The organism is Microbacterium sp. NPDC058021, from assembly GCF_042885955.1.
Taxonomy (GTDB): domain Bacteria; phylum Actinomycetota; class Actinomycetes; order Actinomycetales; family Microbacteriaceae; genus Microbacterium.
In genome coordinates, this window is record NZ_JBHVRF010000001.1 from 291695 (window position 1) to 311146 (window position 19452).

Sequence of the window (19452 nt, forward strand, 5' to 3'; positions counted from 1 at the left end):
GTCCGGGCGACGCGGCATCCGGCTGTTCTTCGACGCCCGCTACATCCGCACCGACTTCCACGACGGCATCAGCCGGTACTCCGCCGAGCTCGCCGCCGCCGTCCACGAAGCCGCTGCCGGGCAAGGCGTCGAGGTGACCTACCTCGTGCATGACGCGCGGCAGGTGAGGCTGCTGCCCGACGGCTCCCAGACGCTGGCGCTGCACGCGCCCACCTCGTGGCGTGAGCCCTTCACGGCTCGACTGCTGAACCGGTTCGAGCCGGACGTCGTGTTCTCGCCCATGCAGACGATCGGGTCGCTGGGGCGGCGGTTCTCGCTCATCCTGACGCTGCACGACACGATCTACTACCGGCACCGCACCCCGCCGCGCGATCTGCCGGCGCCGGTGCGGCTGGGGTGGCGGCTGTTCCACCTCAGCTACGTGCCGCAGCGGCTCACCCTCAACGCCGCCGACATGGTCGCGACCGTGAGTGAGACCAGCCGCCGCCAGTTCGCCGCCGCCCGGCTCACCCGGCGCCCCGTCGTCGTCATCCCCAACGCCCCGCAGCGCCTCGTCGACCTCCTCCCCGGCGGCTCCGACGCGGTGCGCGTGAACGGGCCCATCCGCAACGTCGTCTACATGGGCTCGTTCATGCCCTACAAGAACGTCGAGACGCTCGTGGCCGCGATGCGGCTGCTGCCCGGCCGCACGCTGCACCTGCTGTCGCGCATCTCGCCCGCACGGCGCGCGCAGCTGCAGGCCCTCGCCGGCGAGGCCGCGGTCGTTTTCCACAACGGCGTGACCGATGCCGCCTATGCGGAGGCCCTCGCCGACAACGCCGTACTCGCCTCCACGAGCCTCGACGAAGGGTACGGGCTGCCGCTTGCGGAGGCCCTGGCGCTCGGCGTCCCCGCCGTCGTCAGCGATATGGAGATCTTCCACGAGGTCGCGGGCCCCGGCGCGCTGTACGTCGACCCGCACGACGCCACCGCTGTCGCGGCGGCCGTCGCGGCACTCGACGACCCCGGCGTCCGGGGGCGCGTGATCGCGGACGGAACCGCCCACATCGCGCGCTTCACCTGGCAGCGTTCGGCCGGCATCCTGCTCGATGCCGTGACCTCGCTCGTCCGACGCTGAAGCCCTCCGCCGAGGGCGCGGCGCGATGGCCGCGCCCCGCGGTCTCAGAGGTGACGGGCGGGATCGTTCGGCACGCGGTGGTAGCCGTCGCGCCGGAGCTCGACCATCGTGGCGACGAACGCGACGATGCCGAGGGCGGTGAGAACCAGGATAGCGATCATGGCGGAAACGCTACGCTCGCGCGCAAACTGCCACTAGTGGCAGTGCGGCCATCGCGCGTAGGATAACTGCCATGAAGACCGTCGCGTGCGTGGTGCAGCCGGGGTTCGCCCCGTTCGAGTTCGGTGTCGCCTGTGAGGCCTTCGGGCTGGACCGCACCGACGACGGTGTGCCGAACTTCGACTTCCGGGTCGTCACGCCCGACCCCGGCGTGGTCCCGTCGAAGCTCGGCTTCTCGCTCAACGTCGATGCCGACCTCGCGTTCGCCGACGAGGCCGACCTCGTCGTCATCTGCCCGGTGCCGCGTGAGCTGTGGAACGGCAGCGATCCGCGGGTGCTCGATGTCGTCCGCCGCGCCGTGGCGCGCGGTGCCTGGGTGCTGAGTGTCTGCAGCGGCTCGTTCGTGCTCGCCGAGGCGGGCGTGCTCGACGGGCGCCGCGCCACGACGCACTGGATGTACGCCGACATCATGGCGCGCGACTACCCGCAGATCGAGGTCGACCCCGACGTGCTCTACGTGCAGGACGGCACGATCATCACCAGCGCCGGCACCGCCGCCGGCCTGGACGCATGCCTGCACCTGCTGCGCCAGGAGCTCGGCGCCGAACTGACCAACACCATCGCCCGGCGCATGGTGATCGCGCCGCAGCGCGACGGCGGTCAGGCGCAGTTCATCTCCCGCCCGCTGCCGGTCGCGGTGAATCAGTCCCTCGCGCCGGTGACCGACTGGATGGTCGAGAACCTGCGCGAAGACCTCTCGGTCGAGCAGCTCGCCGCCCGCGCGCACATGTCGCCGCGCACGTTCGCGCGCCGGTTCAAGGCCGACCACGGCGCGACCCCCGCCGCGTGGCTGGCGCGCCAGCGTCTCATCCACGCGCAGCGGCTGCTGGAGAAGACCGATTTCGGGCTCGATCGCATCGCCGACGAATCGGGATTCGGGTCGGCGGCGGTGCTGCGACAGAACTTCGCCCGCACCCTCGGGATGACCCCGACCGCCTACCGCGCGCGCTTCAGCTGCGCGCGTTCCGAGGCCGAGCCCGCCGCCTGAGTCGCGAGCCTGAGCCGGCTTCCGTCGCCGAGGTGAGGGGATCTGCCCGAATGCGGTGATCCTGCGGCATCCCGGCCGCATTTCGGCAGATCTCCGCGTGCGGGGCGACGGGTGGGATGCCGCGGCCACCGCCGCCCCCCTCGACCTAGCGACCCCCGGGTGGTAAACTTGAGTCATTCAGGCTCAAGTTTGAGACCCCACAGATTTCAGGAGAACGAATGAACGCGACGCAACAGCCCGGTCAGGAGGAGTCCCAGAGCGCTCTGGAGCAGTTCGGCATCAACCTGACCGACCGTGCCCGGCAGGGCAAGCTCGACCCGGTCATCGGGCGGGACAGTGAGATCCGCCGCATCAGCCAGGTGCTCACCCGGCGCACGAAGAACAACCCCGTGCTCATCGGCGAGCCCGGCGTCGGCAAGACCGCCGTGGTCGAAGGCCTCGCCCAGCGCATCGTCGCGGGAGACGTGGCCGACTCACTCAAGGGCAAGGAACTCGTCGCCCTCGACATCTCGGCGCTCGTCGCCGGCGCGATGTACCGCGGGCAGTTCGAGGAGCGCCTCAAGAGCGTGCTCAAGGAGATCACCGAATCCGACGGCCGCATCATCACCTTCATCGATGAGCTGCACGTGCTCATGGGCGCCGGCGGCGGCGAGGGTTCGGTCGCGGCATCCAACATGCTCAAGCCCATGCTCGCCCGCGGCGAGCTGCGCCTGATCGGCGCGACCACGCTGGACGAGTACCGGCAGTTCATCGAGAAGGATGCCGCGCTGGAGCGCCGCTTCCAGCAGGTGTACGTCGGGGAGCCGAGCGTCGAGGACACCATCGCGATCCTGCGCGGTCTGAAGGAGCGCTACGAGGCGCACCACAAGGTCGCGATCGCCGACGCCGCCCTCGTAGCCGCGGCATCCCTGTCCAACCGGTACATCCCCTCCCGCCAGCTGCCCGACAAGGCCATCGACCTCATCGACGAAGCCGCGTCGCGGCTGCGCATGGAAATCGACTCCGCGCCGCTGGAGATCGACGAGCTGCGCCGTCACGTCGACCGGCTCGGCCTGGAAGAGCTGGCGTTGAAGAAGGAGAAGGATGCCGCGTCGAAGGAGCGCCTCGCCGCGCTGCGCGAGACGCTGGCCGCCGAGCGCGAGAAGCTCGCCGGCCTGCAGGCTCGGTGGGAGCGCGAGCGGGCCTCGCTCAACCGCGTCGGTGACCTGAAGACCAAGCTCGATGCGGCGCGGGTCGAGGCCGAGCGGGCGCAGCGCGAGGGCAACCTCGAGCGCGCATCGCGGCTGCTGTACGCCGAGATCCCGGCGCTGGAGCGCCAGGTGATGGAGGCCGAGAGCGCCGAGGGCGCCGAGGGTGAGCGCATGGTGGGCGACCAGGTGACCGACGAGGACATCGCCGCCGTCATCGCCGCCTGGACCGGCATCCCGCTCGGGCGCCTGCTGCAGGGCGAGACCGAGAAGCTGCTGCACCTGGAGGGCGAGCTCGGCAAGCGCATCATCGGGCAGCGTGAGGCCGTCAAGGCCGTCTCCGACGCCGTGCGTCGCTCGCGTGCCGGCATCAGCGACCCGAACCGGCCGACGGGATCGTTCCTGTTCCTGGGGCCCACGGGTGTCGGCAAGACGGAGCTGGCGAAGGCCCTGGCGGAGTTCCTCTTCGACGACGAGCACGCCATGGTGCGCATCGACATGTCGGAGTACGGCGAGAAGCACTCCGTCTCCCGGCTCGTCGGCGCCCCTCCCGGCTACATCGGCTACGAGCAGGGCGGTCAGCTCACCGAAGCGGTGCGCCGCCGGCCCTACTCGGTCGTGCTGCTGGACGAGGTGGAGAAGGCCCACCCCGAGGTGTTCGACGTGCTGCTGCAGGTCATGGACGACGGCCGCCTCACGGACGGTCAGGGACGCACGGTCGACTTCAAGAACGTGATCCTGATCCTCACCTCGAACCTCGGCTCGCCGATCCTGATCGACCCGACCCTGTCGTTCGAGGAGAAGCGCGAGCAGGTGCTGGCGCTGGTGCGCCAGGCGTTCCGTCCCGAGTTCGTCAACCGGCTCGATGACGTCGTGGTCTTCCAAGCGCTGACCGAGGACGACCTGTCGCAGATCGTGGAGCTGTCCGTCGACGCGCTGCAGCGTCGCCTCAAGGACCGCCGCCTGACGCTGGCGGTGACTCCGGATGCCCGGGCGTGGCTGGCCGAGCGCGGCTACGACCCGCTCTTCGGGGCGCGCCCGCTGCGCCGGCTGATCCAGTCCGAGATCCAGGACCGCCTCGCGATGGCGATCCTCGGCGGCGGAGTGCGCGACGGCGACCTGGTGCGGGTGGATGTTGCGGCCGACGGCTCGGGGCTGGTGCTCACCAGCGAGGGCCAGGCCGAGACGACCGTGACGGACGACGTGATCGAGGCGGAACTGCTCGACGACTGATCGCGCGAAGCCGGGCGCGCGTGAGGCGTGCCCGGCTTTCGCGTCGCTTCGCCCGTCCGTGAGAGCATCGAGGCGTGATCACGCTTCGGGCGCTGTGGGGGGCCTCGCACCCCGGTCCGTCGGTCGTGGTCACGGTGCTCGCGCTGGCCCTGGGTGTCGCGGCGGGCCTGGACGTGTGGCGGGTCGCGCTGCTCGCGGCCGCCGTGCTGTGCGGCCAGCTCTCGGTCGGCATCTCCAACGACGCGATCGACGCCGACCGTGACCGGGCCGTGGGCCGCGACGACAAGCCGCTCGTCCGCGGCGAGGTGACCACGCGCACCGCGTGGATCGCCGCCCTCGCCGCCCTCGCTGCGGCCCTGGTGCTGTCGGGGTTCCTCGGCGTGGGGATGCTCCTCGCCCACGCCGTCGCCCTCGCCTCGGCGTGGGCCTACAACGCGTGGCTGAAGTCCACGCCGCTGTCGATCGTGCCGTTCATCGTGAGCTTCGGCATCTTCCCCTCGCTCGCGACGCTGTCGGCCGACCCGCCCGCGCTCGCCGCGCCCTGGGCCTGGGTCGCCGGCGGCGCGCTGGGAGCCGCGGTGCACCTGACCAACGTGCTCCCCGACCTCGACGACGACCGCCGCACCGGCGTGCGCGGCTTCGCGCACCGCCTCGGAGCCCGCCCGGCGGCCGCGCTGGCCGGTGTCGCGGTGCTCGTCGGTGCGGGTGCGGTGCTCTGGGGCGCGGCGGATGCCGGTGCCGCCGGCCCGCTGGCGTGGGTGCTCTTCGCGGCGGTCGCCGCCCTCGCCCTCGCCACCGTGGTGCGGGTGCTCGTGCGCCCGCCCGATCGCATCGTCTTCCGGCTGGTGATGGCCGCCGCCCTCCTGCTCGCCGTGCAGCTGGTCGCCTCGCCCGGTTCCCTGACCGCCTGACCCCCCCCGAGCCGCCGCCGAGTGAGCATTCGTGCTGCCGAGTGAGCATTCGCGTGGCCGAGTGAGTATTCGCGCTGCAGGAGCGGATGCCGGAGTCGTCAGCGGGCCGAGTCGAAGCCCATCGCGTAGGCGCGGGCGAAGAGCCCGCCGCCGGCGGCCAGCGCCACGCGCATCGCCTGCGCGCGCACCCCGCTCACGGCGGCTGCCGCCGGCCGGCCGAGCGTGGTGTTCATCGTCGCGAGCCGCGCCGCACGGCGGGCAGAGCCCACCCGGTCGCGCTCCCAGGCCGCGAGTTCCGGCTCGGGCGCGGCCCCGCGCCGCACCCACTGCGCGAGGAGCGGCGCGAGCCCCGCGGCATCCAAGAGGCCCAGGTTCATTCCCTGCCCGCCGATGGGGCTCACCTCGTGTGCCGTGTCGCCGATGACGAACAGGCGATCGCGGCGCAGGCGGGGCGCGACCACGCGCCGCACCCGGAACATGGTGGCGGCGGTGATCGCCGCGGCCCCGGCATACTCGCCGCGCGCGATCAACGCGGCGCGCAGCCGCGTCAACCGCGCAGGCGCGTCGCCGTCGGCGTCGCCGCCGCCGTCCCACGCGACGAACCGGCGGCGGTCGTCGGGGAGGGGGAACGATTCCAGCACCCCCGCGTGACCGAGGTGCACAACGGCAACGGCGTGGTCGTCGCGGGGCGGCACCGCGGCATCCGCCATCAGATAGCGATCGGGGTACTCCGCGCCCGCCGGTCGGCCCGGGCGGTAGACGAGGCTGCGGGCGCCCGCGCCGCCGGCGACGACGACGAGCGGCGCGGCGGTGTCGCCCGCCCCGGAATGCACGCGCATCCGGTCCCCGTCGGCGGTGATCGCGGTGACGGTGACGCCGCGCCGTGGGCTGGGCGCGCCGACGGCGAGTGCCGCCTCGGTCTCGGCCTGCGGGAGCGTGGCGACGTAGGGATGCCGCGTGCGCAGCCGGTCGAAGCGCACGACTCCCAGCAGTCGGCCGTCGCTGCGCGCCTCGCCGCGGTGCACGCGCACGGCGCGCTGCAGGATGCGGTCGGTGGCGCCGCCGGCCTCGAGGGCGGCGAGGGTGGGAGCGTGCAGGCCGATCGCCCGGGTGCCGTCGCCCACGACGGCGCGGCGATCCCACACCTCGGCGTCGACGCCACGGCGGGCGAGTTCGGCGGCGAGGAAGGTGCCGACAGGCCCCGCCCCCACGATGAGGACGTCAGGCATGGCCGGTCGCATGGGCGAGCAGGCGGAACGGGGGATGGCTCTCGACACGCCACCCGTTGCCGTTGTGGCCGGCCGCGGCGAGGGCGTGCTGCAGTTCGTCGGCGCGGTAGCTGCGGCGGATCGACCGCAGTCCGTCGGTGCGCAGGAACGTGCCGGGCGCGATCGGGGTGATGCCGATGGCGTACAGGCCGAACGCGACCCGGTCGCGGGCGATGTCGCCGTGCAGCACCGGCCCGGTCGACAGGGCGAGCGACTCGGCGGTGAAGCGGTGCAGCTCGTCGGGCGTGAGGTGATGGAGCACGTGGTTGGACACGACGGCGTCGAAGGTCGCGCCTTCGGCCAGCAGGCCGGTCGAGTCGGCGCAGCGGAAGTGCACGTTCGTCGCTACGCGGCGCTCGGCCATCGCGAGCGCGCGCGGGTCGGGGTCGACGCCGAGCCAGTCCACCCGCAGTCCGTCGCGGCGGGCGAGACCCGCCAGCCGCGTCACGACGTCGCCGCCGCCGGAGCCGAGGTCGAGCACGCGGGCGGGACGGCCGAGCGCGGCGAGGTGCGGGCGCAGCCGGCGTCGGTAGACGTGCCCCCAGCCCGAGACGAGCCGGTTGACCGTGCCGAATCGCCGGAGCGTGGCATCCAGTCGTGCGGGATCGCAGTGCGGGTCGTCCATGAGCTCACGCAGCGCGGTGTCGCGCACGGCGAGAGTCACGCGCGCTCCGCGGCGCGGCGGGTGAGGAGGGCGGATTCCACGGTGAGGCCCGGCCCGAAGGCGAGCGCCGCGATGCGCTGGCCGCGCTGACCGCCGGGCGCGGTGTCGCCCGCGGTGCCGGCTGCCGCGTCGCCCGCCGTGCCGTCGAGGAAGGCACGCAGGATGAACAGGATCGTCGCGCTGGACATGTTGCCGTAGTCGCGCAGCACGCCGCGAGAGGCCGCCAGCGCGGATGCCGGCAGGTCGAGTCCGGTCTCGACGCGGTCCAGCACGCTGCGTCCGCCGGGGTGCACCGCCCAGGCATCCACTTCGTCCTCGCCCAGGAACCGCGCGACGGCACCGCGGATCTCACGCCCGATGATGCGGGGGACTTCGGCGGAGAGGACCATGTCGAATCCCTCGTCGCCGACGGTCCAGGCCATGTCCTGTTCGCCGTCGTCGGTCACTGCGGTCCCGAAGCGCTCGAGCTCCAGCCAGTGCGCGCCGCGCAGGGTGGGATCTGCGCTGACGACCGCGGCGGCGGCGCCGTCGGCGAACACCGATGACGAGACGATCTGCTGCGGGTCGTCCGAAACACGGAAGTGGAGGGTGCACAGCTCGGCGCACACGACGAGCACGACCGCGTCGGGATCGCCGGCGCAGATGCGCGCCGCGGTGCGCAGGCCGGGAAGGGCGGCCGCGCAGCCGACGAAGCCCAGGTGGTAACGCTCGACCGTCACCGGCAGGCCGAGGTCGCGCACCAGGCGGTAGTCCGGCCCGGGCGCGAACATGCCCGTGCACGAGACGGTCACGACGTGGGTCACCTGGCCGGGCGCGACGCCGGCTCCGCGCAGCGCGGCATCCGCCGCTGCGGCGAACAGGGGAGGCGCCTGCCGGATGTACTCGTCGTTGCGCGCCCCGGTGGAGGGGGACAGGATGCGGCCGGTGTCGTCGAGGACCGGGATGCCGGAGGGCGTCTGCGGCGCTTGTCCGGAGAACTCCGCCAGCACCGTGTGGCGATGATCGATGCCGGAGGCATCGAACGCGGCTCCGATGAGGCGCTGGGTGAGTCGGCTGGTGCCGGGTTGGGCGGCGAACAGGTCGCGCACGTGCTGCTGCGCCAGCCGTGTCGGCGGGACCGCGGTGCCGATCGACAGGACGCTGGTGACCATGGTTCACGATAACCAGGACGGGGGCCCGGATGCGCGCACTGGTGCGTGCGGCGTCGGCCGTCTACAGTGTGCCGCCCCGCCGCCGAGTGAGTATTCGCGCCGCCGAGTGAGTATTCGCAGTGCCGAGTGAGTATTCACCGCGTCCGCGGCATCCGTCCGCGGCATCCGCGCGTCCGTCACGAGCGCAGGAGATGGGGCCAGCGTAGGACGGATGCCGCGGAAAACGGCCTACCCTCACCACATCTCCGACGCTCGCCACGACACCAGTCCCGGCGACGCCCCGCCCGCGGCTCAGCCCGCTGCGACCCCCGCGAGCCGCTCGGCCCGCCGTGCGCGCTGCAGCACCGGGTCGGGAACGGGAGCTGCGGCGATGAGCCGCCGGGTGTACGGATCCTCCGGATGCCGCAGCACGCGTTCACGGTCGCCCGACTCGACCACTTTGCCGCGGTGCAGCACCGTCACGCGGTCGCAGAGCTCGTCGACGACGGCCAGATCGTGGCTGACGAAGACGCACGCGAAGCGCAGCCGCTGCTGCAGCTCGCGGAACACCTCGAGCACCTGCGCCTGCACCGAGACGTCGAGCGCACTGGTCGGCTCGTCGGCGATGAGCAGCGCCGGGTCGAGCGCGACGGCGCGCGCGATCGCCACGCGCTGGCGCTGGCCACCCGACAGCTCGTGCGGGTAGCGTTCGCCGCGCTCATGCAGCCCGACCGACTCCAGCAGCTCGTCCACGCGCTCGGCCAGTTCGGGCCCGCGCAGCCCCATGATCGTCGCCACCGGCTCCGCGACGCTCTGCCGCACGGTGTAGCGCGGGTTGAGCGACAGGGCCGGGTTCTGGAACACCACGCCGATGCGCCGAAGCATCCGGCGACGCTCCGCCCGCCCCGCGGTGCGCAGGTCGAGACCATCGATGACGATCGTGCCCTCGGTCACGGGGGCGGCACCGATGACGGCGCGCCCGATCGTGGACTTCCCGCTGCCGGACTCGCCGACGAGACCGAGGATCTCGCCGCGTCCGACCTGCAGGTCCACGCCGTCGACGGCGCGCACCGTGCCACGCAGGCGACTGCCGTACGAGACGACGAGCCCGCGCACGTCGAGCATGAGGCCGTTGTCGGCAACGGGCGATCCCGCCCCGCGCGCGCCGATGCGGGGGACGGCATCCAAGAGCTGGCGCGTGTAGGCGGCGGCCGGCGCGGTGAGCACGGTCTCGGTCGCGCCCTCCTCCACACGCAGTCCGTCGCGCATCACCACGACCCGGTCGGCGAGCTCGGCCACCACCCCCATGTCGTGGGTGATGAGCAGGATGCCGCGGCCATCGCGCCGGCCGAGCCGGGCGAGCACGTCGAGCACCTCGGCCTGCACCGTGACATCGAGCGCCGTCGTGGGTTCGTCGGCGATGAGCAGCTGCGGGTCGGATGCCAGCGCCATGGCGATGCCCACCCGCTGGCACTGACCGCCCGACAGCTCGTGCGGGTACTGTCCCATGCGCCGCTCGGGGTCGGGGATGTCGACGAGCGCGAGCAGCTCGATCGCGCGGCGGCGGGCGGCGGCGCCGCGCAGGGCACGGTTGTGCGCGCGTACGGCCTCGATCACCTGGAAGCCGATCGTGAACACCGGGTTGAGCGAGGCGACCGGGTCCTGGGAGATGAGCGCGATCTGCGCACCGCGCACGCCGCGTAGCTCGCGGGAGCTGAGGCCGAGGATCTCCCGCCCCTGCAGCCGCACCGATCCGGATGCCGTCGCGCCATCAGGCAGCAGCCCGATGATCGACAGCGCGGTGACGGACTTGCCCGAGCCGGATTCGCCCACGACTGCGACCACTTCGCCGGGCGCGATGTCGAGGTCGAGGCCGTGCACGACCTCGACCGGATGCTCCCGACCGAAGCGCACGCGCAGATCCTGCACGCTCAGGACCGGCGGCGGCACCGGCGGCACCGGCGACGGTGCGCCCGTCCCGCCCGGACCCGCGGCCCCGGTCGGCGCGCTCATGCGCCGCCCTCCGGCAGTCCGGCCTCACGGGCGCGCTTGTGCTCGCGCCAGTCGGCGAGCATCTTGTGGTGGTAGTCCTGCACCCACTCCAGGTAGTCGCGGCCGTTGGTCAGCCGCACCCGGGCCTCGGTCTCCTCGGGACTCACCCAGCGCAGCGCCGCGTCGAGGGAGCTGATCTGCTTGTCGAAGTAGCGGCGCTCGTTGGCCAGGAAGCTGCCCCAGGGGTCCTCCTCGGCCTTGAAGTAGTGGTTGCGATCGCCCGGCAGCGAGTGACGGCGGATGAAGTTGGTGTCGATCAGGCGGCGCGTGGCCATCGACACCGCCCCCGTGCTCGCACCGAGCGCTGCGGCGAGGTCGGCGGAGGAGATGTAGGGGCGGTCCATGATCATGAGGTAGCCCAGCACCCGCCCGTCCATCCGCGAGGTGCCGGCCATCTCCCAGATCAGGCTGATGTCCTCGGCGAACTGGCGACGGTACTGCTCGCGCTCGTCGACGGCATCCGTCTCACCGGCATCCGTGTGCCCGGTCTCTTCGCTCATGACCTCGGTCCTTCCCTGCGGGATCTTCAGCATCGCACCCTCATCTCCGCTCGCGCGGATCGAAGACGCTGCGCAGCTCTTCGCCGATCGCGACGATCGTGAGCACCGTGAGGGCCAGCATCACGCTCGGCAGCACCAGCACGTGCGGCGACGTCTGGAAGACACGGGAACCGGCGGCGATCTGCAGCCCCCACGAGATGGCCGGCGACGACAGCCCGATGCCGAGATAGGTCAGCGTGCTCTCGGCGACGATGACCGCGCCGACGGTGAGGGTCGCCAGCAGCAGCACCGGCTGCACGGCGTTGGGCAGCACGTAGCGCGCCACGATGCGCCCGGTGCCGAGCCCCATCGTGCGGGCGGCGAGCACGTAGTCGGCCTTCGCGACCGAACGCACCGACCCGCGCATGAGACGCGCCATCATGGGCCATCCGAAGACGCCGAGCACGACGCTCACCGTGAGCACATTGCGCACGCCGAGGGTGTTGAGCACGACGATCGCGGCGAGGAGGAACGGGAACCCCAGGAACACTTCGGTCACCCGGGACACCGTCCAGTCGACGACCCGACCGCCCATGCCCGCGAGAGCGCCGAGCACGATCGCCAGCGTCAGGGAGATCGCGGTGGCGAGCAACCCCACCGCGAGGGAACTCTGCGCGCCGTACACGGCGCCCGCCCAGATGTCGCAGCCCTGCAGATCGAAGCCGAACGGATGCCCGGGCGCCGAGGTCTTGGAGCTGTCGGCCAGATCGCACGCACGCGGATCGCCGTTGCCGAAGATGCCGGCGAAGGGGGCGGGGGCGAGGGCGAATGCCACGATCACCCCCAGCACCGCCGCGGCCACCCAGAACAGCGGGCGGCGCGCCAGCAGTCGCCAGGCGCCGGCGCGGCGCGCACGGACGGCGGGGATGGTCGTGGTCTTCGGGACGGTGGCGTTAGGCACGGCGGATCCTCGGGTCGAGCAGCGCGTGGAGGGCGTCGACCACCAGCGACGTGAGCAGGAAGATGACGATGAGGGCCGTGGAGATGCCCACGACGAGCGTGGCCTCGTGGTTGCGGATCGCCGAGAACAGCAGGTTCCCGACACCGGGGAGGTTGAAGATCCCCTCGATCACCACGGCGCCGCCGAGGAGGAAGCCGAGGTCGGTGGCCAGGAACGTCGCCGTCGGGATGAGCGAGTTGCGCATGACGTGCAGTCCCACCACGCGGGACTCCCCGATGCCCTTGGCCCGGGCGGTGCGCACGTAATCGGCCTCGAGGTTGTCGATCATCGATCCGCGCACCAGGCGTGAGACGGATGCCAGGCCGAACAGGGCGATCACCAGGGCGGGCAGCAGGTACGACACCGGCCAGCCGTCGCGGATGCCGGCGACCGGAAGCCAGTCCAGCCGCACGCCGAAGACGATCTGCGCCGTGATGCCGAGCACGAACACCGGGATGCAGCTGAGGGCGATCGTGACCACGAGCAGCCCCCGGTCGATGACCGTGCCGCGCTTCAGCGCCGAGACGATGCCGATCGCGAGCCCCAGCACGAGCTGGATCGTCCACGCGGTGAGGGCGAGGGTGATCGTCACCGGCCACCGGGTGGCGAGCTGATCGGCCACGGAGCGCCCGGTGAGATCGACCCCGAGATCGCCGCGCAGCAGGTTGCCGAGGTAGTTGGTGTACTGCACCCACAGCGGCTGATCCAGCAGGTAGCGCGCGTTGATCGCGTCGATCACCGACTGCGGCAGCTGGCGGTCGCCGGCCAGGGCCCGCACCGCGTCGCCGGGCAGGCTGAACACGGTGAGATAGATGATGAAGGTCACCCCGACGAACACCAGCGCGAAGCCGGCGAACCGCTGCAGGATCGTCAGGAAGAGGCGCACGACCGCTCCCTCGACAGCTCGGAATGGGCGGCGAGGATCGCTCCGTACTGCGCGCCGATCACGGCCGACAGCGGCAGCGGCGCCGCACCCCGCGCGGTGAGCGCCTCCTGCAGCCAGCCGTCGAAGAGGTCTTCGGCGGTCGCGGCGACGCGGCGCACCTCGGGGGCGGCGGTGCCGGCATCCACCTCGGCGCGGAGGGCGCGCGTGAGCATGCCGCCCCAGCGCAGCCGGTGCAGTCGCACCACGTCCTCCAGCGCACCGACCTCGGCGACGGTGGCGGCGCGGTCGGACTCGGGGGTCGCGGCGCGGGCGATGCTCGCCTCGCCGGACGAGACCGCCAGGGGGGCGAAGACGCGGGCGGCGCGCAGCAGGGGGGTGTCCAGCCGCAGGTGCGGGGCGGCGGCGGCGATGAGCGCGACCAGTCTCTCGCCGCAGTCGACGAGCTGCTCGCCCGAGCGGCGCAGCTCGCCGGCGTAGCTGAGGTCGGTGATCGACGTGTCGTCGGCGGCCGGGTCGCTGAACTGGGGGAGCTCGGCGATGAGGGAGAGGGTGCCGTGCTTGCGGGCGTACGACGTCGACGCGTCGCCGCCGGAGCCGGGCGGGTAGGGGTCCACGCCCAGCGCCTCGCTCCAGTCGTAGACGTCCTCGAGGGTGCCCATCTCGTAGATCGCCGGGGCGAGCACCCGGAAGTGCGCGCCCTCGGGCTCGCCGGCGTGCAGCGGGATGCCGAGCGCGGCCGGCAGCGCGTGCAGCATGTCGTAGAGGCCGGGCGCCGGGCGGGAGAGATAGAAGTAGGCGCCGCCGCCCTCGCTGTTGTGCAGCGGCACGTACAGCTCCGGGGCGGTGAGGTCGATGGCCCGCGCGAGCGCCTGGGTCTCCGGCATCATGGCGTCGAAGTATGCGGACTTGTAGGAGAAGGGGAAGGTCCACTCCACCTGCTCGGTGGGGGCGGGCCGGAAGAACTCCCGTGCGTACGTCTCGCGGTCGGCCGGGTCGGCGAACCAGCCCTCGTTCAAGCGCATGCCGTCGGGGTCGGCGCACGGCATCACATGCCAGGTGGTGTCGAGACCCTCGCGCAGGGCGTCGTCGGTGATCAGCTGCTCGACCAGGTGCAGCGCGGTCAGTGAGCCGATGGGCTCGTTCGGATGCACGCCGCCGACCACGAGCGCCGATCGTGAGCCCGCCCCCACGTGGTACAGCGGCATCGGCTCGCCCAGACGGCTGGTGCCGACGCGCTCGACGGTCACCAGATCGGGACGCCGGGTGCGCAACCGCTCCATGGCGGCCAGCAGCTCGTCGACGGTGGGGAAGGCGGTGTGGGCGGGCACCGCACCGGCACGGCGGAGGATGTCCTCCGCCGTGCCGAGCGCCGGCACCGCCGCAGCGGGTTCGTACAAGGAGTGTGTCTCTTCCGGTGGGATCAGGATGCCGCGTCCGCCAGGACGACCTTCGTCAGGTCGACGCTGCCGGAGACCGTGGGCAGCTCGGAGATGCGGTCCGACGTCACGTACAGGTAGCGGTTGCCGAACAGCGGCACGGTGGGGAAGTCCTCGAGGATGCGCTCCTGTACGAGTGCATACCCCTCGTACGACTCCTCGAGCGACTCGGCGGCATCCGCTGCGCGCAGCAGTTCGTCGACCTCGGGGTTGGAGTAGCCGCCGGCGCCGAAGTTGCCCTCGCCGGTCGCGGTGTACACAGCCGTCAGGGTGTTCTGCTGGCTCGGGTACAGCGCGCCCCAGCGGGCGCGGAACGGGCCGTTGACCTCTCCGTTCCCGACGCGCTCGGTGAACGCGGCGAAGTCGGATGCCGGTGCGGCGACGACGCTCTCGATGCCGAGGTTCTGGCGGATCTGGTTGGCGATCGCCTCGAAGAGGTCCTCCTGGCCCCAGTTGGCGATGAAGTAGATCTCCATGCCGCCCTCGAAACCGCCGGCCTCTTCGAGCAGCGCCCGCGCGGCCTCGGGGTCGAACTCGCAGTACTGGCCGCAGATGCCGGCGGGGTCGCCGGGCATGCTGGGAGACGTCAGCGAGGTCGCGGGGATCTGCGAGCCGCCGAACACGGCGTCGTTGATCGCCTCGCGGTCGATCGCCATCGAGATCGCCTGTCGCACGCGCACGTCGGCGAACCGCGGGTCGTCGAGGGCGAACCCGAGGAAGTCCACGCCGGGGGCGTCGAGCTCGTAGACGTGCTCGCCGAAGTCGTTGCGGGCCTGGGTGACCTGCGAGCCGCCGATCCCGACGATGTCGACCTCGCCGGCCAGGGCGTCGGTGTACGCCGTCGCGGTGTCCAGGTACGGCACGAACGTCACCGCCTCGACGCTCGGCGCGGGTCCGGCGTAGTCCTCGTAGGCGACGGCCTCGATCGGGCTCGTGGGCGCCCAGCCGTCGACGAGGCGGAACGGGCCGTTGCCGACCGGGTTCTCCTCCCAGGCGGCGACGTCGGCCAGCGCTTCCGACGGCAGCGGGTAGAGCCCTGTCTGACCGGAGGTCAGCTGCAGCGGGAACTGACGGTCGGGGGCGACGAGCTCGACGGTGAAGGTCAGGTCATCGACGACGGTCAGCCCCGACAGCTCGGTCGTGGCCGGCTCGCCCTCGGCGGGATTGAGGTCGGCGTACCCGGCCACGCGCGCCAGCTGCGGGCCGTTGACCCAGCCGTGGGGGCCGTAGGCGGCGTAGTTCCAGGTGTCGACGTAGTCCTGCGCCGTCACCGGCTCGCCGTCGTGGAAGGTCCAGCCCTCGCGCAGCGTGATCGTCCACACCTGTGCGTCGTCGGACTCGACCGATTCGGCGGCGAGGTAGCTGAGCTCGCCTTCGCTGTCGATCGTCGTGAGCGATGAGAACAGCGGCTGCACGAGGTCGTAGGTCGAGAAGTGGTTGCCGGGAACGAGGCTGTCGGGTTCTTCGATGGCGAAGCGGAGCGGCTCGGCCGTCGCCTCCTCATCGGGTGTCGACGCTGAACAGCCGACGAGGGTCAGGGCCAGCGCCGCTGATGCGGCGGTGACGATTCTTGCCGTGGTGTGCATAACTCCTCCTTGAGCCGCACCTGACAGGTGCCGCGCCGAGTGCGGGGGCCACTCCCTGCCGGGTTCGGGGGAGCTTTCCTGCACGCTAGAGCGCCGGTGGTTCAGTAATCAATGAAATTTCACAAATTACTGAAATTTGTAATAGCAGTGAAACAGTCGGTGTGGTTTCGCGCAATACCCGGTTCGCCGTGTTACGCCGCCGTGACGGCCCGCCCACCGACCGCTAACGTGTCGGCATGGCGATCGCGACGGCGGACCTGTACGACCAACGAGGCGACGAGCTCGACTCCCTCGCCCTCCAGCTCCACGACTTCGGCGGGCTCACCGCCTTCGACGGGCCGGTGCGCACCATCCGCTGCCACCGCGACAACGCACTGGTGAAGCAGACCCTCGCCACCCCCGGCGACGGGGCGGTGCTCGTGGTCGACGGCGCCGGGTCGCTCGAGTCGGCGCTCGTGGGAGACCGCATCGCGGCATCCGCCGTCGACAACGGCTGGGCCGGGATCATCGTGCACGGCGCGGTGCGTGATCGCGACGCGCTCGGCGGCCTCGCCATCGGCATCAAGGCGCTCGGCACGAACCCGCGCACGAGCGCGAAGGCCGGAGTCGGCGAGATCGACGTGCACGTGACGATCGCCGGCATCGTGTTCATCCCCGGCAAGCACGTGTGGGCAGACGGCGACGGGGTGCTCGTCGAGCGCTGAACGGGCCCCCTCTCGACATCGGACGGCCGCGGGCGCATGCTGGCGGCAACACCCGACGACAGGAGGAGATCGTGCTCACAGACGCCCCCGCCTTCAGCGGCTTCTCGGTGGACGACATCGACGCCGCCCTCGCCTTCTACCGCGACACCCTCGGCCTCGAGGCGTCGCTCGGCGACATGGGGATCATCGAGATCCGCTTCGCGCGCGGCGGCCGGGCGATCGCCTACCCCAAACGCGACCACCAGCCCGCGACGTTCACGATCCTCAACTTCGTCGTCGACGACGTGGATGCCGCGGTCGATGACCTCCGCAGTCGAGGCGTCGAGACCAAGATCTACACCGACCCCGACTTCGGCACCGACGAACGCGGCATCGCGCGCGGCAACGGCGGCCCGGCGATCGCGTGGTTCCGCGATCCCGCCGGCAACGTGCTGTCCGTGCTCGAAGAAGGCTAGAACCCCGGAAGGAGACGACGGATGCCGCGACCCGGCCGATCGGCCGAGAGCGCGGCATCCGCGTCATGCTGAGCGTCAGGCGCTGAGCGCCTCCTTGAGACGCACGCGCGCGCCCATCCGCAGGATGGAGTTCTCGTAGATCTTCGCGCCGACCCAGATCGCCGCCACACACGTGATCAGCAGGATGACGAGCGAGACGATCGGCTCCCACCACTGCGCGTCGCCGAAGAAGACCCGCACCGGCATTCCGACCGGCGCCGAGAACGGCACGTACGACATGATCGTCATGACGGTGGGGTTGTCGTTGAAGAAGATGACGAGGAAGTACGGCGCCATCACGAGGAACGTCAGCGGCGTCGTGGTCGACCCGATGTCCTCCTGGCGCGAGACCATCGCAGCGGCCGCGGCGAACAGCGACGCCAGCAGCACGAACCCGAAAAGGAAGAACACCGCGAACCACACCAGCGGCGCGCCGAGTCCGGCGAGCAGCTCGGTCTGCCCGGTGACGGTCAGACCCACCACCGCGACCGCGGCGAGACCGATGATCTGCCCCATCGCGAGCACGGTGTTGCCCACGACCTTGCCGGCGAGCAGGGCCCGGGTCGGGACGGCGGAGATGAGCAGCTCCACCACGCGGGTGGCCTTCTCCTCCACGACGCTCTGCGCGATGGTCGAGCCGAAGGTGGCGGCGGCCATGAGGAACACGACCCCGAACGCGAGCGAGACGAAGTAGCGCATCAGGCCGTCGTCGCCGTCGCCGTCCGGCTGCAGCAGCTCGACGGGCGGCGAGACGCTGAGCGCCGACAGCAGGCTGGACGGCACGGCGTCGTCGCCGACGACGGTGAAGTCGAATCCGCCCTCGCCGCCGGGGATGATGGCCGCGTCCACTTCGCCCTCGCGCACCAGGTCGCGGGCCGCCTCGGCGGAGCCGACCTCCGTGGCATCGACGGCGCTGTCCAGCGGAGCGATGATCTGGGCGGTCTCGCCGGTCACCGCCACGGGGATGCGGGTGTCGGACTGGGCGGCGAACCCGGCCCACAGCACCCCGGCGAGGGTGATGAGGAACAGGATGCCGGTGGAGATCAGGAACGTCTTGCTGCGGAGCTTGGAGCCGATCTCGCGCTCGGCGACGAGCCAGGTGCTCGAGGCGAAGGAGGGGGCGGTGTTCACTGGATGACCTCCTTGAAGATCTGGGCGAGGGACGGATGCCGGGGGGCGAAGCTGGCGACGTCGCCGGCGGCGACGGCGCGGCGCAGCACGGTCTGCACCGTGTCGTCGGAGTCGGCGTCGAACAGGGCGTAGCCGCCGTCGAACTCCAGCACGGTGATGCCGGGCTCCTCGCGCAGCCATCCCGCGTCGCCGGCCGAGACGAGCTCGAACCGGCGGGTGGAGTGCGCCGCGCGCAGGTCGTCGCGGGAGCCGGCGGCGCGGATCGTGCCGCCGGCGATGATCACGAGGTCATCGCACAGTCGCTCGACCACGTCGAGCTGGTGGGAGGAGAAGAGCACCGCGGTGCCCTGGGCGGCGCGGCCCTGCAGCACGCCGGCGACGACGTCGACGGCCAGCGGGTCCAGGCCCGAGAACGGCTCGTCGAGGATCAGCACCTGCGGGTCGTGCACGAGGGCGGCCGCGATCTGCGCGCGCTGCTGGTTTCCGAGCGACAGGGTCTCGACGTCGTCGCCGAGGCGCTCGCCGAGTCCCAGCTCCTCGAGCAGGGCGGTCGCGCGGGTCGTGGCATCCGACTTCGAGAACCCGTGCAGGCGGGCGAGGTAGACGATGTGCTCGAGCACCTTCATCTTCGGGTAGAGGCCGCGCTCTTCGGGCATGTAGCCGAAGCGACGGCGGTCGGCCGCGGTGACGGGGGCGCCGTCGAGGGTGACGGTGCCGGCATCCTTGGCCAGCACACCCAGGATGATGCGCATCGTCGTGGTCTTGCCGGCGCCGTTGCCGCCGACGAAGCCGGTGAGCCGCCCGGGGGCGACGGTGAACCCGACGTCGTCGAGCACACGGCGCCCGCCGTAGCTCTTGGTGATCCCGTTCAGTTCGAGCATCAAGCTCCTCCTCAGTCGATACCTCCACGCTACGGACGGGCCGGTGGCGTCACCTCCCCCCTGAGGTGGGTTCGCGGCCTCCTCCC

The 19452-nt window shown here is 71.7% G+C and carries 17 protein-coding genes; 6 read left to right on the forward strand and 11 right to left on the reverse strand.

Features of this window, described 5'->3' with window-relative positions:
• Nucleotides 1–16 precede the first annotated feature (16 nt).
• The 4 genes from ACFVR6_RS01425 (at nt 17) to ACFVR6_RS01440 (ending at nt 5655) form a co-directional block, all read left to right on the forward strand.
• Complete coding sequence (locus ACFVR6_RS01425; RefSeq protein WP_386958813.1) at nt 17–1117, forward strand: glycosyltransferase; 1101 nt, start codon at nt 17–19, stop codon at nt 1115–1117.
• Between the two features lie 232 nt (nt 1118–1349).
• The gene (locus tag ACFVR6_RS01430) at nt 1350–2324 is read left to right on the forward strand and encodes a GlxA family transcriptional regulator (protein ID WP_386958108.1); all 975 of its coding nucleotides are present in this window, start codon (nt 1350–1352) and stop codon (nt 2322–2324) included.
• Between the two features lie 218 nt (nt 2325–2542).
• Entirely contained in the window at nt 2543–4744 is a 2202-nt protein-coding gene (locus ACFVR6_RS01435) for an ATP-dependent Clp protease ATP-binding subunit (RefSeq protein ID WP_386958110.1), read from the forward strand.
• 74 nt (nt 4745–4818) lie between these two features.
• Nucleotides 4819–5655 (forward strand): UbiA family prenyltransferase, encoded by an 837-nt coding sequence (locus ACFVR6_RS01440; RefSeq protein WP_386958112.1) that lies wholly within the window; start codon nt 4819–4821, stop codon nt 5653–5655.
• Nucleotides 5656–5753: 98 nt separating this feature from the next.
• Here the strand turns inward: ACFVR6_RS01440 and ACFVR6_RS01445 are convergent, their stop codons facing one another.
• The 9 genes from ACFVR6_RS01445 to ACFVR6_RS01485 form a co-directional block, all read right to left on the reverse strand.
• Nucleotides 5754–6884, reverse strand: coding sequence for an FAD-dependent oxidoreductase (locus ACFVR6_RS01445; protein ID WP_386958114.1), 1131 nt, complete (start codon nt 6882–6884; stop codon nt 5754–5756).
• On the reverse strand, nt 6877–7587 hold the full coding sequence (locus tag ACFVR6_RS01450) for a methyltransferase domain-containing protein (RefSeq protein WP_386958116.1): 711 nt from the start codon (nt 7585–7587) through the stop codon (nt 6877–6879). The genes ACFVR6_RS01445 and ACFVR6_RS01450 overlap by 8 nt, the downstream gene beginning before the upstream one ends.
• Nucleotides 7584–8738 carry a type III polyketide synthase gene (locus tag ACFVR6_RS01455; protein WP_386958118.1) on the reverse strand — a complete coding sequence of 385 codons (1155 nt, stop codon included), beginning with the start codon at nt 8736–8738 and terminating at the stop codon, nt 7584–7586. The genes ACFVR6_RS01450 and ACFVR6_RS01455 overlap by 4 nt, the downstream gene beginning before the upstream one ends.
• 291 nt (nt 8739–9029) lie before the next feature.
• Nucleotides 9030–10730, reverse strand: coding sequence for a dipeptide ABC transporter ATP-binding protein (locus tag ACFVR6_RS01460; protein ID WP_386958120.1), 1701 nt, complete (start codon nt 10728–10730; stop codon nt 9030–9032).
• Entirely contained in the window at nt 10727–11269 is a 543-nt protein-coding gene (locus tag ACFVR6_RS01465) for a GbsR/MarR family transcriptional regulator (RefSeq protein WP_386958122.1), read from the reverse strand. Before ACFVR6_RS01465 ends, ACFVR6_RS01460 begins: the two co-directional genes overlap by 4 nt.
• Nucleotides 11270–11309: 40 nt before the next feature.
• The gene (locus ACFVR6_RS01470) at nt 11310–12209 is read right to left on the reverse strand and encodes an ABC transporter permease (protein WP_386958124.1); all 900 of its coding nucleotides are present in this window, start codon (nt 12207–12209) and stop codon (nt 11310–11312) included.
• Nucleotides 12202–13134: an ABC transporter permease gene (locus ACFVR6_RS01475; RefSeq protein WP_386958126.1), complete on the reverse strand. Its 933-nt coding sequence runs from the start codon at nt 13132–13134 to the stop codon at nt 12202–12204. The genes ACFVR6_RS01470 and ACFVR6_RS01475 overlap by 8 nt, the downstream gene beginning before the upstream one ends.
• Nucleotides 13119–14531 (reverse strand): M14 family zinc carboxypeptidase, encoded by a 1413-nt coding sequence (locus ACFVR6_RS01480; RefSeq protein ID WP_386958128.1) that lies wholly within the window; start codon nt 14529–14531, stop codon nt 13119–13121. The genes ACFVR6_RS01475 and ACFVR6_RS01480 overlap by 16 nt, the downstream gene beginning before the upstream one ends.
• Before the next feature lie 23 nt (nt 14532–14554).
• Entirely contained in the window at nt 14555–16156 is a 1602-nt protein-coding gene (locus tag ACFVR6_RS01485; protein WP_386958130.1) for a peptide ABC transporter substrate-binding protein, read from the reverse strand.
• Nucleotides 16157–16392: 236 nt separating this feature from the next.
• Between ACFVR6_RS01485 and rraA the strand changes: the two genes are divergently transcribed.
• Together rraA and ACFVR6_RS01495 are read left to right on the forward strand one after the other, a co-directional pair.
• Nucleotides 16393–16860 (forward strand): ribonuclease E activity regulator RraA, encoded by a 468-nt coding sequence (rraA, locus tag ACFVR6_RS01490; RefSeq protein WP_386958132.1) that lies wholly within the window; start codon nt 16393–16395, stop codon nt 16858–16860.
• Between the two features lie 71 nt (nt 16861–16931).
• On the forward strand, nt 16932–17315 hold the full coding sequence (locus ACFVR6_RS01495) for a VOC family protein (protein ID WP_386958134.1): 384 nt from the start codon (nt 16932–16934) through the stop codon (nt 17313–17315).
• Between the two features lie 75 nt (nt 17316–17390).
• On the opposite strand, the gene ACFVR6_RS01500 is transcribed toward ACFVR6_RS01495, so the two are convergent.
• Together ACFVR6_RS01500 and ACFVR6_RS01505 are read right to left on the reverse strand one after the other, a co-directional pair.
• A complete protein-coding gene (locus ACFVR6_RS01500) occupies nt 17391–18485 on the reverse strand; it encodes an ABC transporter permease (RefSeq protein ID WP_386958136.1) in 1095 nt (364 codons plus the stop codon).
• On the reverse strand, nt 18482–19366 hold the full coding sequence (locus ACFVR6_RS01505; protein ID WP_386958138.1) for an ABC transporter ATP-binding protein: 885 nt from the start codon (nt 19364–19366) through the stop codon (nt 18482–18484). Before ACFVR6_RS01505 ends, ACFVR6_RS01500 begins: the two co-directional genes overlap by 4 nt.
• Nucleotides 19367–19452 lie beyond the last annotated feature (86 nt).